The sequence below is a fragment of the Sphaerisporangium perillae genome (assembly GCF_023276435.1).
GTDB lineage: Bacteria > Actinomycetota > Actinomycetes > Streptosporangiales > Streptosporangiaceae > Sphaerisporangium > Sphaerisporangium perillae.
Genome location: NZ_JALLPO010000023.1, coordinates 93,461 through 107,418, shown reverse-complemented (window position 1 = coordinate 107,418; position 13,958 = coordinate 93,461). Strand labels below are relative to the sequence as shown.

General features: G+C 70.5%; 13 protein-coding genes and 1 pseudogene. 6 read left to right on the top strand and 8 right to left on the bottom strand.

What is annotated here, in order from left to right; translation table 11 throughout:
• Positions 1 to 334 precede the first annotated feature (334 nt).
• Positions 335 to 4,102, bottom strand: a complete 3,768-nt coding sequence (locus MYF83_RS23155) for an nSTAND1 domain-containing NTPase (RefSeq protein ID WP_248962722.1) — start codon at positions 4,100 to 4,102, stop codon at positions 335 to 337.
• A gap of 354 nt (positions 4,103 to 4,456) precedes the next feature.
• Between MYF83_RS23155 and MYF83_RS23150 the strand changes: the two genes are divergently transcribed.
• From MYF83_RS23150 to MYF83_RS42960, 6 genes and pseudogenes are all read left to right on the top strand, one after another.
• The gene (locus MYF83_RS23150) at positions 4,457 to 5,005 is read left to right on the top strand and encodes a hypothetical protein (protein ID WP_248962721.1); all 549 of its coding nucleotides are present in this window, start codon (positions 4,457 to 4,459) and stop codon (positions 5,003 to 5,005) included.
• A 346-nt stretch (positions 5,006 to 5,351) separates the two neighbouring features.
• Positions 5,352 to 5,450 (top strand): annotated as a pseudogene (locus tag MYF83_RS23145) (IS5/IS1182 family transposase); the annotation flags it as partial.
• A 181-nt stretch (positions 5,451 to 5,631) separates the two neighbouring features.
• Positions 5,632 to 6,048, top strand: coding sequence for a ferritin-like domain-containing protein (locus MYF83_RS23140; RefSeq protein ID WP_248962720.1), 417 nt, complete (start codon positions 5,632 to 5,634; stop codon positions 6,046 to 6,048).
• Between the two features lie 37 nt (positions 6,049 to 6,085).
• Entirely contained in the window at positions 6,086 to 6,724 is a 639-nt protein-coding gene (locus MYF83_RS23135; RefSeq protein WP_248962719.1) for a TetR/AcrR family transcriptional regulator, read from the top strand.
• A 12-nt stretch (positions 6,725 to 6,736) separates the two neighbouring features.
• Positions 6,737 to 7,057 (top strand): leucine-rich repeat domain-containing protein, encoded by a 321-nt coding sequence (locus MYF83_RS23130; RefSeq protein WP_443729301.1) that lies wholly within the window; start codon positions 6,737 to 6,739, stop codon positions 7,055 to 7,057.
• A gap of 20 nt (positions 7,058 to 7,077) precedes the next feature.
• Complete coding sequence (locus MYF83_RS42960; protein ID WP_279339923.1) at positions 7,078 to 7,203, top strand: hypothetical protein; 126 nt, start codon at positions 7,078 to 7,080, stop codon at positions 7,201 to 7,203.
• Positions 7,204 to 7,207: 4 nt separating this feature from the next.
• Here MYF83_RS42960 and MYF83_RS23125 read toward each other — a convergent pair whose 3' ends face one another.
• The 7 genes from MYF83_RS23125 to MYF83_RS23095 form a co-directional block, all read right to left on the bottom strand.
• Positions 7,208 to 7,465 (bottom strand): hypothetical protein, encoded by a 258-nt coding sequence (locus tag MYF83_RS23125; protein WP_248962717.1) that lies wholly within the window; start codon positions 7,463 to 7,465, stop codon positions 7,208 to 7,210.
• 74 nt (positions 7,466 to 7,539) lie between these two features.
• On the bottom strand, positions 7,540 to 8,391 hold the full coding sequence (locus tag MYF83_RS23120) for a helix-turn-helix domain-containing protein (RefSeq protein WP_248962716.1): 852 nt from the start codon (positions 8,389 to 8,391) through the stop codon (positions 7,540 to 7,542).
• 71 nt (positions 8,392 to 8,462) lie between these two features.
• Positions 8,463 to 8,705, bottom strand: coding sequence for a hypothetical protein (locus tag MYF83_RS23115; RefSeq protein WP_248962715.1), 243 nt, complete (start codon positions 8,703 to 8,705; stop codon positions 8,463 to 8,465).
• Between the two features lie 172 nt (positions 8,706 to 8,877).
• Positions 8,878 to 9,381, bottom strand: a complete 504-nt coding sequence (locus MYF83_RS23110; protein WP_248962714.1) for a DinB family protein — start codon at positions 9,379 to 9,381, stop codon at positions 8,878 to 8,880.
• A gap of 69 nt (positions 9,382 to 9,450) precedes the next feature.
• Positions 9,451 to 10,254 carry an enoyl-CoA hydratase-related protein gene (locus MYF83_RS23105; protein ID WP_248962713.1) on the bottom strand — a complete coding sequence of 268 codons (804 nt, stop codon included), beginning with the start codon at positions 10,252 to 10,254 and terminating at the stop codon, positions 9,451 to 9,453.
• Positions 10,251 to 12,290, bottom strand: coding sequence for an acetyl/propionyl/methylcrotonyl-CoA carboxylase subunit alpha (locus tag MYF83_RS23100; protein ID WP_248962712.1), 2,040 nt, complete (start codon positions 12,288 to 12,290; stop codon positions 10,251 to 10,253). Before MYF83_RS23100 ends, MYF83_RS23105 begins: the two co-directional genes overlap by 4 nt.
• A gap of 4 nt (positions 12,291 to 12,294) precedes the next feature.
• Positions 12,295 to 13,893 carry an acyl-CoA carboxylase subunit beta gene (locus tag MYF83_RS23095; protein ID WP_248962711.1) on the bottom strand — a complete coding sequence of 533 codons (1,599 nt, stop codon included), beginning with the start codon at positions 13,891 to 13,893 and terminating at the stop codon, positions 12,295 to 12,297.
• Between the last annotated feature and the right edge of the window lie 65 nt (positions 13,894 to 13,958).

Sequence of the window (13,958 nt, the reverse complement as noted above, 5' to 3'; positions counted from 1 at the left end):
TAATTAATGTGTGAAGCAAGAAATCAATCACCATTGTCGCGACAAAGTTAAATGTCGGAATTAGCGGTATCTGTGGGGTGAGGGGCAGGGATGGCCGCGGGTGTACCGTCGCAGCGCGGAGACATCGTCTCGGCTTCTCGCGTGCCAGAACCCGCCGGCAGCCGTTGAGACGAAGAGCCTCCGACAAGTTGAGACGAAGAGCCTCCGACAATTCGTGACATTCATCTAATTCGACATGGCGCCACGGCGCAGCAGGGGTAAGCCGGCGAGCACGCCCAATGCGTCAGAGGCAGGGAACCGGTGCATTCACACCGACACGGCGCAGGAGGCGCACTCACCGCCGCCGGCCGCAGGTGTCCGAGTAGGGCAGCTCGGGGATATGGCTTTCCCACTCGGCACGGGACATGCCGCCGTCCAGGTCGCAGATCAAGGCGCTGGAAGCGTCGGGATCGACGGGGATCTCTAGCAATGCTCCGTCGGGCAAGGAGATCAGCAGCGCCGTCCTACTGAACCCCACGGCCGTCCCCCTGAACCCTAGCCCCGGGGGAAGGTGGTAGTACTCGATCGGCGAGCCGACCTGCTGGAATCCCCGCCAGTCCCACAGCCTGACGAGCCCTTCGTCCCCGGAGACGGTGGCGAAGAGGTGGCCCGGCGGGAAGGGCACGATGGCGTTGATCGGTGCCACGTCAGCGCTCTGCGGCGGAGCCAGCGGTACGCGCAAGCTTTGGTCCCAGAACGTTAAGCGACCTGAGTTGTCGACCGTCACGGCCGCGTCGCCGGAGAAGAGGGTTTCTCCCTGGGCGCGGACGTCGGGTCTGTCCTTGCTCACCGTTCCCGCGGCGGTATCCACCAGGTTCCCCTGCAATGTGTCCCCGGCGTACAGCCGGCGTCCGCCGGGAAGGAAGGTGAGGATCTCTCCACCCGCACCCGAGATGGTCTTGATCCACGCGCCGCTTCGGACATCCCACAGTTCCAGCTCTTCGCCCCCTCGGCGGTCGGGAAGGCTCAGCGCCATGGTCGCGCCGTCCGGAGAGAATGCCAGAGACGTGACCCCGCCGGGTTCCGGGTTCCGAAGGCGGATTGCCCTGACGCGGGTACCGGCCTCGATGTTCCACAACGTCACCGTCGTGGATTCATGGTGGGTGAGGGCGAGCGTTCGCCCGTCCGGGCTGAAGTGGGGGGAGTACCCTCCGGGTCCGCGCATAAGTGCCTCTCGCGAGGGATCGTCGAGGAGGATCGGGCGGCCCACGGGCTTTCGGAGGGCAATGTCCCAGATCGACACTTGACGTTTTCCCTTGTGACCGCCCTCCACCGCCAGGAAGCGGCCGTCCGGGCTGAATCGCCTCTCGTCGCCGGATCGGGCGAGGACGGTCGGTCTGGTGTGGGCGGAGACATCGAGGACGTGTACGGTTCCGTCCGGGCCGGACACCCTGAGGAACCGGCCGTCGGAAGACATGCGTGGAGCGTCCGCCGGGAGCTCCACGGCCGGTGGGAGCGGGTGGCTCATCAGCTCGACGCCGTCCCGCACCCGCCACAGGTGCACGCGCGCCGTGGCCGCCGACCCGGTGAGGTATCGCCCATCCGGGCTGAACCGCACGTGCTCGGTGAACGGAAGCAGCGGGTCCGAGATCTCCCGCCCGGTGGTGACGTCGAACACCCGGATCCCCTCAAGGGTGGTGAGGGCGAGCGTCCGCCCGTCCGGGCCGAACACGCCATCCATGGCGGCGGCCGGCAGCCATGGCGCCGGGACCGGCTTTCGGCGTTGGAGGTCCCAGACCTCCACGAGCCTGTTTCCCGACGGTTCCTCGTGCCACGTAGAGCCATCGGTGGACCATTGCCCGACAGCTCTGACCTCCACGGCCTCCGGAGGGATCACGAGAGCCAGCCGGTCGTCCGCGCTGACGGCTCTGACCGGCTCCGTGAGCACGCGCCGGCGAAGCGCGACGTCCCAGGTCTCGGTGGCGTCGCCGTTGGCCATGACGAGCAGGCGGCCGCTCGGACTGAACGCCAACCGGTCGTCGCCGGACGGAGGATCCTGCTGGGCGAGGCCGAACGACGGGCCGCTCGGCGGAGGGCCTGCGACGGTCCACAGCCGAACCCCTGACGGGTCGCCCACCGCCACGGTGCGGCCGTCGGGGTTCCACGCGAGGGCGTTCACCCGCTGTCCGCTCGCCCAGATGGCACTGGCGATCTGCTTCTTCGCGGCCACGTCGTAGACGCGCAACCAGCCCGGCTCGCCGGGCCTGCCCGCGGTGTAGGTGGCCAGCTTGGCGCCGTCCGCGCTGAGCGCGTGCACCGTTCCCGCGGCGCTGTACGGATCGCTGAAGACGTCGGCCGCCGGGTCGGTCATCGAGTCGATCAGCTCGTCACGGGCCTCCGGGACGCGGGCGATCCGCCAGGCCGCGGCGCTCATCTGGCGGGCGAGCTTTGGATCGGTGTCGCGCAAAGCGGCGGCACGTCTAGCGACCAGCCGCCCGAGCGCCTCCTCCAGCCGGTCTCCGGCCAATCTCGCCTGCCAGGAGGCCGCTCCCGCCGCCGTCGTGGCGACGACCAGCAGCACCGCCAGCGCGGCGGAGACGATAACCCGTATACGGGTTCCGCGCCGGGCCAGCGCCGCACTGGCGAGGAGGAAGCCCGACTCGACGGGCGTCAGGTCGTCGCGGTGTTCCGGCTCGGTGAGCAGCCCCTCCACGACGGCTAAGCGCGTGCCCCGGTACAGGACCCCGGTGTCCCGGCCGTGCTCCTCCCATGTCCTCGCGGCCTCGGTCAGCTGCCGCTGAGCGCGCAGGCGGTCGCGGTCCTCGTCCACCCAGGCGCGCAGGCGCGGCCAGGAGCCGATGAGCGCCTCGTGGGCCAGCTCGACGGTGTCCAGGTGGAGTGTGAGGAGCCGGCAACCGGCCAGACGCTCGATGACCAGCGCCGTGTCGGCCTCCCCTCGCGGGTCCAGCTCGGCACGGGCGGCGGGACGGCGGGTGTCCTCGCTCTGCTCACCTGGGTTGACCAACCTCAGGAGGATCCGCCGGGCGATCCTCGCCTGCTCCGGCGACAGCTTCGCGTACAGACCCTCCGCGGTGTGGCTGATGGCCCCCTGGACCCTGCCCACGCTCTCGTAGGACTCCAAGGTCAGCATCTTCGCCTTGCGGCGGTGCCAGACTTCGCGCAGTGCGTGCGACATCAGCGGCAGCGCCCCTGACTCGCCGGCGACGTCGTCGATGATCTCGGCCGTGAGCGCCCGTTCAACGGTGAGGCCCTCCGCCATGGCCGGCCGTATGATCGCTTCCCGGAGTTCCTCCCTGCTCATCGGTCCGACCAGGAGGTTGGCGTCGCGCAGGGATTCGGCCAGCTCGCGGTGCTCCGCGCATCGCCCGTAGAAGTCCGCTCGGACGGCTATGACCACCCGCACACGGCTTTCCGGGCGTCGCGCGGTCAGCAGCAGGTCGATGAACGCGGCGCGCTCGGCCTGGTCCCGGCAGAGCGTGAAGACCTCCTCGAACTGGTCGACCACGGCCAGGACGCCGGAACCGCCCTCGCCCGCGACGAGCCGATCGGCATGACGCATGGGCCGATCGCCGGGGGTGAACACGCGGATCTCCTCCGAAGCGTGCTCCGGCGAGGCGGTCCCTTCGCGCAGGACCGGCACCAGCCCGGCTTTCAGCAGTGAGGACTTCCCGCTGCCCGACGGGCCGAACACCGCCGCGAAACGACGCTGTCCCAGCAGTTCGAGCAGGTCCCCGACCAGCCGGTCCCGGCCGAAGAACCGATGGGAGTCGGCCGTGCCGTAAGGGGCCAGCCCCAGGTAGGGCGCGGGAGCGGTGTCCTCTCCTTGCATTTCACGGGCCGATTCCTGGGCGGCCTGGTGCCAACGGGACTCCCATTCGGAGGCGTCGCCGTCGCACGTCGCCACGTAGGCGAGGACGACGGGCAGCGACGCCAGGCGCTCTCCTCCCGCGGCCTGCGACAGCGTGGTGACCGAATAGCCCGCGCGCTTTGCCATGGCCCGATAGGTCATGCCGCCGGCTTCCTGACGGAGCTTCCGCAGCTCGTAGGCGAAGCGCTGTACCGGTCCCGCCGCGGGGTCCAGCGGGCTCTCACGACGACCCATCGTTCGGGCTCTCCGCTCGTTGGACGACAAGATCGCTCAGAGAGCCCCAAACTACCCATGTCAAGCGGTATCCACAACGGTGTCAGCGCTCACACGTGACGACTGTATCGATGCGCCGCCGGCCGCCGCCCCGTCGGGCGCCACACCGATTTTTTGTTTGCCCTGGTCATGGGGGCTGCCAAACAACCTTCCCCGCCCGAAACCTGGATGCACACCCCCGAAAACGGCGCGGGTCACCACCGTCCGCCGCTCGCGACAAGGGGTGGCGGCATACGGGGAGAAAGGCAGCCACAGATTCGACCAAACCCCACCAAAACCCTCAAAGACGAACATTTAGCTAGAAAAGGAAAAGGGATGCGCAAAACCATCACCACCCTCGTAGGCGGTCTCGCCCTGGGCGCGACCGTGGTCATCGGAGGAGCTTCGGGCGCGTCGGCGGCCACCCAGGGCCCCCAGGCGAATGCCGGCGTGGTCGGCTCCAGCCTCATCACCCCATCGCTCACGGGCGGCGATCTGTCAACGGCGGCGAGCACGTCCGCGGACCCCCTCAAGGCGGCGAGCTGGGTACGGAGGAACTGCGGCATCACCACGTGTTCCTGGTACTTCAGCAAGGCGACGACACGCTCTATCAAGCGGAACTTCGACACCTACGGCTGGACCGCGAAGACGGCCGCGTCACGCCTGTGCAGGCTCCTGCCGCACGTGGGCGCCAAAGCCGGCTGCACCCTCGCGGTCCGCTACCACTACCGGAGCGCGAACAGCAACGTGAAAGCCGCCTACAACCGCGGGGGCTGTGTGGTGGTCAGGGTGAGGGCCGCCTACATGAGCACGCCGGCGCTTTCATGGAAGACCATCAAGTTCGACAACGTCCCGCTCAGCAACCGCTACTGCGACGCCAGTTGACCCCAGGCGTGCCGGGCATCCGGCCTCAGGCCGGACGCGCCCGCTGAGGCGCCGACGGCCCGTCACCCCGGCCACCCCCGCTGCCCGCTCGGCCGAGCGGGCAGCGGGGGTCGCGGCGTCCGGCTGAATCGGCGACTACTTCGACGCGATGGAGAAGCTGCTCGCCGCGCAGGCCTAGCCGTACTCGGCCGTGACGTTGTGACACTTGTGGTCCTGTGCCGCGAGCCGGTCGGCAGTTAGGTCCGCGACACGCCGGATCCGTTGTGGTGCAACAAGAAGACGCAGAGCCCCGGGTATGAAGGTGGTCCTTCCACAGACCAGCTTCACCCGGGGCTCCGCGTCGACGATGAGTGTCACATACACCGCTGTGCTGCCGGTACGCGACGAGACGGTGGACTTCCTGACCGAGCTTCTGGCGGAGGAGCGCGCGCGGCGGGGTACCCGCGTACCACAATCAGTGATCAACACGTTGCGCGGAAGGGCTCAATACGGGCGATGCGCCCGAGGAGGTCGGCGCCGGCCGGTCCTGTGCGGAGCCGGTCTGAACGCATGGGCGTCGTGGCGCATCGTCGCCGGCATCGGGGGTAGGAGGGGGCCTCGACCGCTCACGAAAGGGATGATCTCGCGTGGACCAGCAGAGCTTCGTCGCCCTCCTCAACGAGGACCTGGAGAGCGAGTACCGCTCGATCGTGCAGTACACCCAGCACACCGCGACGATCAAGGGGGCCGAGTACCAGAGCATCATCGAGGAGCTGAAGGCTCACCTGCACCAGGAACTGGAGCACGCTACGACGCTCGCCGCGCAGATCTCCTTCCTCGGCGGCGTCCCGTCGGTCTCCGTTCCGAGGATCCCCAACGTGCCCAATGGCGCCGACGCCCTCCGCCTCGACCTCGATCTGGAGGCGGCGCAGCTCGAGCGATACCGCCAGCGGGTCAGCCAGGCCATGGAGCTCGGCCTGCACGACGTCGCCGAGGCCCTGCGCCCGCTCCTGCAGCAGACCCAGGACCACGTCATGGACCTGCAGGGCGCCCTGGGCAGGTAGACACCGGCAGTGGAGGCGGCCGGGGTAGGATCTGGCCGTGCGAAGTGCGGAGGGGACACGCGGCAGCCGGGCCGATCAGGCCGATCAGCGCCGGGCGGAGCTGCTGGACGCCGCGCGCCGGGTGGTGCTCGAGCGCGGCATCTCCAACACCCGGGTGGCCGACATCGCCAAGGCGACGAACGTCAGCGGCGGGCTGATCCACTATCACTTCGCCACCAAGGACGAGCTGATCACCGCGATGCTCCGGGTGACCATCGACGGCGAGGTCGCGAGGCTCAAGGAGCTGGTCCAGGCCGAGGGGCCGGCCGCCGAGCGCCTCGACCGGGTGCTGCGGTACTACATCCCCCGGTCGCGCACCGACCAGAGCTGGCTGCTGTGGATCGACGCCTTCGCGGCCGGCCTTCGCGAGACCGTCGTGCGGGACATCTTGCTGGAGCTGGAGACGGCCTGGATCGGCGCGGTCGAGCAGGTGATCCAGGCCGGCGTCGATTCGGGCGCGTTCACCTGCGACGATCCGCATGGCGCTGCCGAGCGCCTCGACAGCATGCTCGACGGCCTGATCATCCGCTATACGCTCCACCCCTCGGTGCTCTCGCGCGGGCGGCTCCTCGAGCACGCTCGCATAGCCGCCGCCCGCGAGGTGAGCGTCCCGCGCTCCGCCTTTCCCCTCTCCTAGAGGCCGGCTTCCATCGACGGTGATCGGACCACTGCCGGGGTTCGTGCGGGTGCGGTTGCTCGCGCGGCGGAGTTCCGGGCTTCCGGGGCGGGGCTGGACCGGGTGCCCGAGGCGATCGGCGATCTGCCGGATCTGCGGCGGATCGATCTGGCGTGGAACCGCATCACCGACGTCCCGCCATCGATCGGCCGCCTGCGCCGGCTGGCCGTGCTGCTGCTCGACGGCAACCGCCTCACCGGCCTGCCCCAGGAGATCGGGCGGCTCGGCGCGCTCCGCGAGCTGCACCTGGACGGCAACGCCCTGGAGGCCTCCCCCGGGCCCTGCTGGAGCTGACCGGCCTGTCGACCCTCTTCATGTACGGCAACCGCATCGCCGAGCTGCCCCGGCTGGAGAAGCTCGACCTGCGCTGGAACAAGCTGGACCGCGAGCCCGAGGCCCTGCGCGTCCTTCGCGACCGCGGCTGCGCGGTTCTGCTGTAGCCCGTCAGGCGGGGAGGGCGGCGAGGAGGTAGGCGAGGCGGCCGGCGGCGTTGTCGATGTCGTCCGCGGTGCCGAGCCGGTAGCCCCAGGAGGTGAGGAAGACGCCCTGCGGGCTGCAGGTGACGACCTCCATCAGGGTGGTGCTGAAGCGGTTGCGGACCCGTACACCGGCCGGGTTGCCGTCGATGAGCTGCACCGAGAGGTCGATGTGCAGGCGGGCCGCGCACGCGAACCGCTCAAGGCATGACATGGTGTCCAGCATGTGCCTCACCTCCACATCACCCTGGGAAGGTCAGGATTGCATGATCTTGCCGGGTTCGGCAAGCAATTGTGGCGTCAAGACGTCGATTGTTTGGCGAAATCGACAAGAACGCGAACGATGACCTCGCGGGCCTCCTCCCGGAACGCCGCCACCTCGCACAGGTCCTCGAACGCGCTCGCGTAGAAGGCCACGTCGTCGGGGTCGCGCAGCACCAGGTCCTTGGTCCTGGTCGGGACGCCCACCATGGACTCGTTGTAGATCCAGAACCCGTTGAGCAGGGCGGACGGCAGCTCGGCCGAGAAGGGGATCACGCCGAACTCGACGTTGGGCAGGGTGGTGACGGCGAGCAGCCGGTCGAGCTGGCCGCGCATGACGTCGTCGGGCGCGAGCCGGTAGCGCAGCACCGCTTCCGGCAGCACGAAACGGAAATGCCGCCCCTGGTCGTACAGGATCTCCTGCCGGCGCATCCGGACCCGGATGGCCGAGTCGATGTCGTCGGCGGCGCCGTAGAGCCGGCGCACCTTGGAGAAGATGTTGCGCGCGTACTCGGCGGTCTGCAGCAGGCCGATGACGACGCCCGGCTCGAACACGCGGAACAAGGTGGTGCGCGCCTCGAGGTCGCGGACGTCCTCCTGGAGCGCGGCCAGCCCGCTCCGGTGCCGCTGGCGCCAGGAGTCCTGGCGCTCCAGCAGCGTCACCGCCTTGCCGATCAGGTCGTCGACGACCTCGGGGGCCGCCTCGACGGCCTGGCACCACACCACCACGTCGTCCTCGGTGGCGCTCTGCCGGGCGTTCTCGATGCGGGACACCTTGGAGGCCTGCCAGTTCAGGCGGGCCGCGAGGTCCTTGCCGGAGAGTTGCGCGGCCTCGCGCAACTGGCGGAGCCGGGTGCCCAGGTCGATCCGTGCCTGCTGGAAGCCGCTCACGCTCACCTCCAGTCGGCCTCGGACTCGCATGAGGTTAGACCGCGCGCGGCGATCATGCCATAGGGATCTCCCTATTCGTGATCAGCGACACTTGCTGCGGGCCCGGAGACGCCGAGCACCTGGCGGGCGACCTCGATGAGAAGCTCGCGCGGCACCTCCACGGCCGACTCGCCGTCGAGGACGTGCCGCAGATCGGCGTACGCCTCGGAGTCGGTCAGCGTGAGCCCCTGGACGACGATCGTGCCACGGTCGGTCTCGTACAACGAAGGGCAGGCGCCGGCCTCCGAAGTTGAGCCGAGAAATCGCAGACGCATGACGATCCTTCCCCGAAACGCCGAGCTGGTCGCAATTGCGCGCAATTGTAGAGCATGATCGACGGTTCTGTCCCCTATGTCCTTCATGTCACGGGGACGGCCCCAGAAGGCCCGGGGGCAAGACCCAGGCGTGCCGGGCCTGGACGCGCGCCGACCCGGGGCGACCGGCTCATCAGTCGCCGGTGGTGCCGTCCGCCAGTTCCCGCAGGATGTCCAGGTGCCCGTTGTGCCGGGCGGTCTCCTCGACCAGATGGTGCAAAATCCAGCGCAGCGTGACGTGCCTGCCGTCCCTGATCGGCTGCTTGGCCACGGTGTCCAGGTCCAGGCCGGCGACCAGTTCGCGGTACCGGGCGCACTGCGCCTCGTACTCCTCCAGCAGCCGCGCCAGCGGGATCTCCACGGCCATCCGCATCTCACGGTCGGGATCCTCCTCCGTCCACGGCGCGTGCTCCTCCTCGCCGAGCAGCCGGACCTGGATCCAGGAGTACTCCACCCAGCGCAGGTGGCTCACCAGACCGCTGATCGTCATCAGGGGCGAGCCGGGCAGGGGGGCCTTCCTGGCGTCCTCCTCCGAGAGCCCCTCGCACTTGGCGTGGACGGTGGCCCGGGCGTAGTCCAGGAACGTGGTCAGCGTGGCCCGTTCGTCCCATGACGGGGGGATATCTGTGCGTGTCATGTGGGGCAGCCTGCTGGAAAGGGACCCGCTTGTCGAACCATTAAGCCCCCCGCGACCGGGGTGGCCCCGTCAGGAGGCGTCCTGCCCGGGGTCCGCCGCCGGGATCCAGGACGCCGGGCGCTTCTCCATGAAGGCGCGGATGCCCTCCTGGCCTTCCCGGGAGGTGAAGCGCTGGGCGGAGAGCTCCGCCATCTGCCGCATCCCCTCGTCCACCGAGAGGCCGGGGACGGTGCGCACGAGCTGCTTGGTGATCGCCAGGGCCTCGGGGCCGCCGCGCAGCAGCATGCCGGCATAGCGCGCGACCGTGGCGTCGAGCTCCTCGGCCGGCACGGCACGGGTCAGCAGGCCGATCTCGGCGGCGCGGGCGGCGCTGAACACCTCGCCGGTGAGGAAGTACTCGGCGGCGGCGCGCGGGTCGAGCCGCCGCAGCACGGTCACCGAGATCATGGCGGGCACCACCCCGAGCCGTACCTCGCTGAAGGCGAACGTCGCCGAGTCGGGGGCGATCGCGAAGTCGCAGGCCGCGACCAGGCCGAGGCCGCCCGCGCGGGCGGTGCCGTTGAGGCGGCAGATCACCGGCTTGGGGCTTCCCCAGATCAGGCTCATGATCTCCGGGAACGACGCGGTGACGGGCGCGTCGTGCGGCATGGCGTTGGGAGCGGGGGCCTGTTCCTTCAGGTCGGCGCCCGAGCAGAACACCGGGCCGGTGCCGGTGAGCACGATGACGCGGACGTCCGCGTCGCCGATGGCGCGGTCGAGAGCGCGCTCCAGGTCGCCGAGGAGGCGGATGGACAGGGCGTTCCTGTTGCCCGGCGAGTCGAGCGTGATCGTCGCGATCCCGCCCCGCACCTCGCGGTGAACCAGCGTGGTCATCGCCGCTCCTCGGTGACGGACTCCGTGACGGCCTCGTGGACGGCGTCGATGACGGCCAGCACGGCTCCCGCCTCGACCTGGCGGCCCGGTGTGACGTTGAGGGCGGAGACGACGCCCGCCGCCGGAGCGGAGATCTGATGCTCCATCTTCATCGCCTCCAGGATGAGGATCGGCTGCCCCTCGGTGACGGGTGCGCCGGGATCGACCTCGACCCGCAGAACGGTACCCGGCATGGGGGCGAGCAACGAGCCCGGGGCGATGCGCACCACCGGCTCCGGCAGCCTCGGCAGCGGCGTGAGCCGCGCCGAGCCGAGCGGCGCGTCCACGTGGACCGCGTCGGGGTAGCGGGCCACGGCGAACCGGCTCACCACCCCCGCGACGTCCAGGACGACCTCCTCGGGGGTCGCCGAGACGAGCGCCACGTCCGGGAAGCCCTCCGCGCGCAGGCCGTCGCGGGTGAGCCGGTAGGCGATCTCGACGCGGCCGTCCGGCCCGTCGAAGGCGGCGCGCTGCGGCTCGGAGGGCACGTTGCGCCAGCCGCTCGGCAGGCCGCCCAGCACTGGCGCCGCCGCCCGGTTGCCGGCCGCCGCGGCGAGCGCGGCGGCCAGGGCGAGCAGGCCTGTGGAGGCCACGCCGTACGTCGCGGACGCCGCGCTCCCGGGGACGGCCGCCGGCGTGGTCAGGTCGTGCTGGTCGAGGAACCCCGTGTGGGTGTCGCCGGCGAGGAACGCCTCGTGGCGCAGCACGCGCACGAGCAGGTCGCGGTTTGTCGTGAGGCCGTGGATGCGGGCGCCGGCCAGCGCGGCGGCGAGCCGCCGCGCCACCGCGGCCCGGCCGGGCCCGCACGCGATGACCTTGGCCAGCATGGCGTCGTAGTGCACGCCGACCTGCGACCCGCTCTCCACCCCCGAGTCCAGCCGCAGGCCCTCGGCGGCGATGCCCGGCGGCACCTCGAACCGGGCGGTCACGCCCGGCACCTCGAACAGGTGCAGCGTGCCGTTCTGCGGGCGCCAGCCCTGGGCGGGGTCCTCGGCGTACAGCCGGACCTCGATGGCGTGGCCGCGCGGCTCGGGCGGCGCGGCCGGCAGGCGGGCGCCCTCGGCGATCTCCAGCTGGAGGCGGACGAGGTCCAGGCCGTACACGCACTCGGTGACCGGGTGCTCGACCTGGAGCCGGGTGTTCATCTCCAGGAACGCGATCGTGTTCCCCGCGACGAGGAACTCGACCGTCCCCGCGCCGACGTAGCCGATCGCCTTGGCGGCCCTGGCGGCGGCCTCGAGCAGGACGTCGCGCGCGCCGGGGGAGAGGCCGGGCGAGGGGGTCTCCTCCACGACCTTCTGGTGCCTGCGCTGGATGGAGCACTCGCGTTCGCCGAGCGTCCACACGGTGCCGTGCGCGTCGGCGAGGATCTGCACCTCGATGTGCCGGGCGTTCTCCAGCAGCGGCTCGACGAACACGGTGCCGTCCCCGAACGCCGCCAGCGCCTCGCGGCCGGCAGCCTCGACGGCCTCCGCCAGCCCGGCCGGGTCGCGGACGACGCGCATCCCGCGCCCGCCGCCGCCCGCCGACGCCTTCACAAGGACGGGGAACGGCAGCTCCGCGGCGCTGTCTCCGCCGCCGGCGCCCGCAGGGAGCACCGAGGACAGCACGGGCACTCCCGCCTGGGCCATCAGGCGCTTGGCCTCGATCTTGGAGCCCATCGCGGCGATGGCGTCCGGGCCCGGTCCGATCCACGTCAGCCCGGCGTCCTGTACGGCTCGCGCGAAGGCGGGGTTCTCCGACAGGAACCCGTACCCGGGATGGACGGCGTCCGCGCCGGCCTTCACGGCGGCGCCGATGATGGCGGCGATGTCGAGATAGGTGTCGGCGGGCCTCGCCCCGGGCAGCCGGACCGCCTGGCCGGCCTCGGCGGCGTGCGGCGCGGCGGCGTCCGCGTCGGAGAACACGGCCACGGTCTCGATGCCGAGGTCACGGCAGGTGCGGAAGATCCGGCGGGCGATCTCCCCCCGGTTGGCCACCAGCAGTCGTCTGATCATGCGCTCACATCCGGAAGACGCCGAAACCGGCTCGGGCAGGGGCGGGGGCGTTGCCGATGGCGGACAGGCAGAGCCCGAGGACGGTGCGGGTGTCGCGCGGGTCGATGACCCCGTCGTCGTACAGCCGCCCGGACAGGAAGAAGGGCAGCGACTCAGCCTCGATCTGGGCCTCGACCATCTGCCGCATGGCCGCGTCGGCCTCCTCGTCGTACGCCTGGCCGCGCGCCTCGGCGGCGGCGCGCGCGACGATGGACAGCACCCCGGCGAGCTGGGCCGGCCCCATGACCGCGGACTTGGCGCTCGGCCAGGAGAACAGGAAGCGCGGGTCGTACGCCCGCCCGCACATGCCGTAGTTCCCGGCTCCGTAGGAGGCGCCCATGACGACCGTGAGGTGGGGCACCGTGGAGTTGGACACGGCGTTGATCATCATGGCGCCGTGCTTGATGATGCCGTTCTGCTCGTAGTCCTTGCCGACCATGTAGCCGGTGGTGTTCTGCAGGAACAGCAGGGGAGTGCGCGACTGGTCGGCGAGCTGGATGAACTGGGCCGCCTTCTGCGCCTCCTCGCTGAACAGCACGCCGCGGGCGTTGGCGAGGATGCCGATCGGGTGCCCGTGCAGGGTGGCCCACCCGGTGACCAGGCTCCCGCCGTACAGGGGCTTGAACTCGTCGAACTCGCTGCCGTCGACGATGCGGACGATGACCTCGCGCGGGTCGAAGGGGATCTTCAGATCCTCCGGCACGATGCCGAGCAACTCGTCCTCGTCGCGGAGCGGGGGGCGGACGCCGCCCGGGTGGGGCCCGCCGGGCTTGCGCCGGTCGAGGCGCCTGACGATGCGGCGGCCGATGCGGAGCGCGTCGTGCTCGTCGGCGGCCAGGTGGTCGGCGAGTCCGGAGACGCGGGCGTGCATCTCGGCGCCGCCCAGCGACTCGTCGTCGGACTCCTCACCCGTCGCCATCTTGACCAGTGGCGGCCCGCCGAGGAAGACCTTGGCGCGTTCCTTGACCATGACCACGTGGTCGCTCATGCCGGGGACGTACGCGCCTCCGGCCGTGGAGTTGCCGAAGACGAGCGCGATGGTCGGGATGCCTGCGGCCGACAGGCGGGTCAGATCACGAAATATCCGGCCGCCCGGGATGAAGATCTCCTTCTGCGTCGGCAGGTCCGCGCCCCCCGACTCCACCAGGTTGATCAGCGGCAGCCGGTTCTCCAGCGCGATGTCCATCGCGCGCAAGGTCTTGCGCAGCGTCCAGGGGTTGGACGCCCCACCCCGCACCGTCGGGTCGCTCGCGATGATCACGCATTCGACGCCCTCGACCACGCCGATGCCGGTGACCACGCTCGCGCCCACCGGGAAGTCGGTGCCCCACGCCGCCAGCGGCGAGAGCTCCAGGAACGGCGAGTCGGGGTCGACCAGCAGCTCCACCCGCTCCCTGGCCGACAGCTTGCCGCGCCGGTGGTGGCGCTCGACGTACTTCGGGCCACCGCCCGCGACCGCCTTGGCCTGCTCGGCCGACAGCTCGTCCAGCTTGGCGAGCATGGCCGCGCGTCTGGCCTGGTAATCGGCGCTCGCGGGGTCCAGACGACTGCTCAAGACGCTCACCCGCCACCTCCTCCGGGATCGCCGCCCTGGGCGGCGCGATCAGCCCTGGCAAAACGTAGTACACC

What these genes read in the sequence shown, in the direction of transcription:
- MYF83_RS23155 (WP_248962722.1), bottom strand. Translation starts at nt 4,102, where the DNA reads ATGGGTCGTCGTGAGAGCCCGCTGGACCCCGCGGCGGGACCGGTACAG.
- MYF83_RS42960 (WP_279339923.1), top strand. Translation starts at nt 7,078, where the DNA reads ATGTACGGCAACCGCATCGCCGAGCTGCCCCGGCTGGAGAAGCTCGAC.
- MYF83_RS23125 (WP_248962717.1), bottom strand. Translation starts at nt 7,465, where the DNA reads ATGCTGGACACCATGTCATGCCTTGAGCGGTTCGCGTGCGCGGCCCGC.
- MYF83_RS23105 (WP_248962713.1), bottom strand. Translation starts at nt 10,254, where the DNA reads ATGACCACGCTGGTTCACCGCGAGGTGCGGGGCGGGATCGCGACGATC.
- MYF83_RS23115 (WP_248962715.1), bottom strand. Translation starts at nt 8,705, where the DNA reads ATGCGTCTGCGATTTCTCGGCTCAACTTCGGAGGCCGGCGCCTGCCCT.
- MYF83_RS23100 (WP_248962712.1), bottom strand. Translation starts at nt 12,290, where the DNA reads ATGATCAGACGACTGCTGGTGGCCAACCGGGGGGAGATCGCCCGCCGG.
- MYF83_RS23150 (WP_248962721.1), top strand. Translation starts at nt 4,457, where the DNA reads ATGCGCAAAACCATCACCACCCTCGTAGGCGGTCTCGCCCTGGGCGCG.
- MYF83_RS23110 (WP_248962714.1), bottom strand. Translation starts at nt 9,381, where the DNA reads ATGACACGCACAGATATCCCCCCGTCATGGGACGAACGGGCCACGCTG.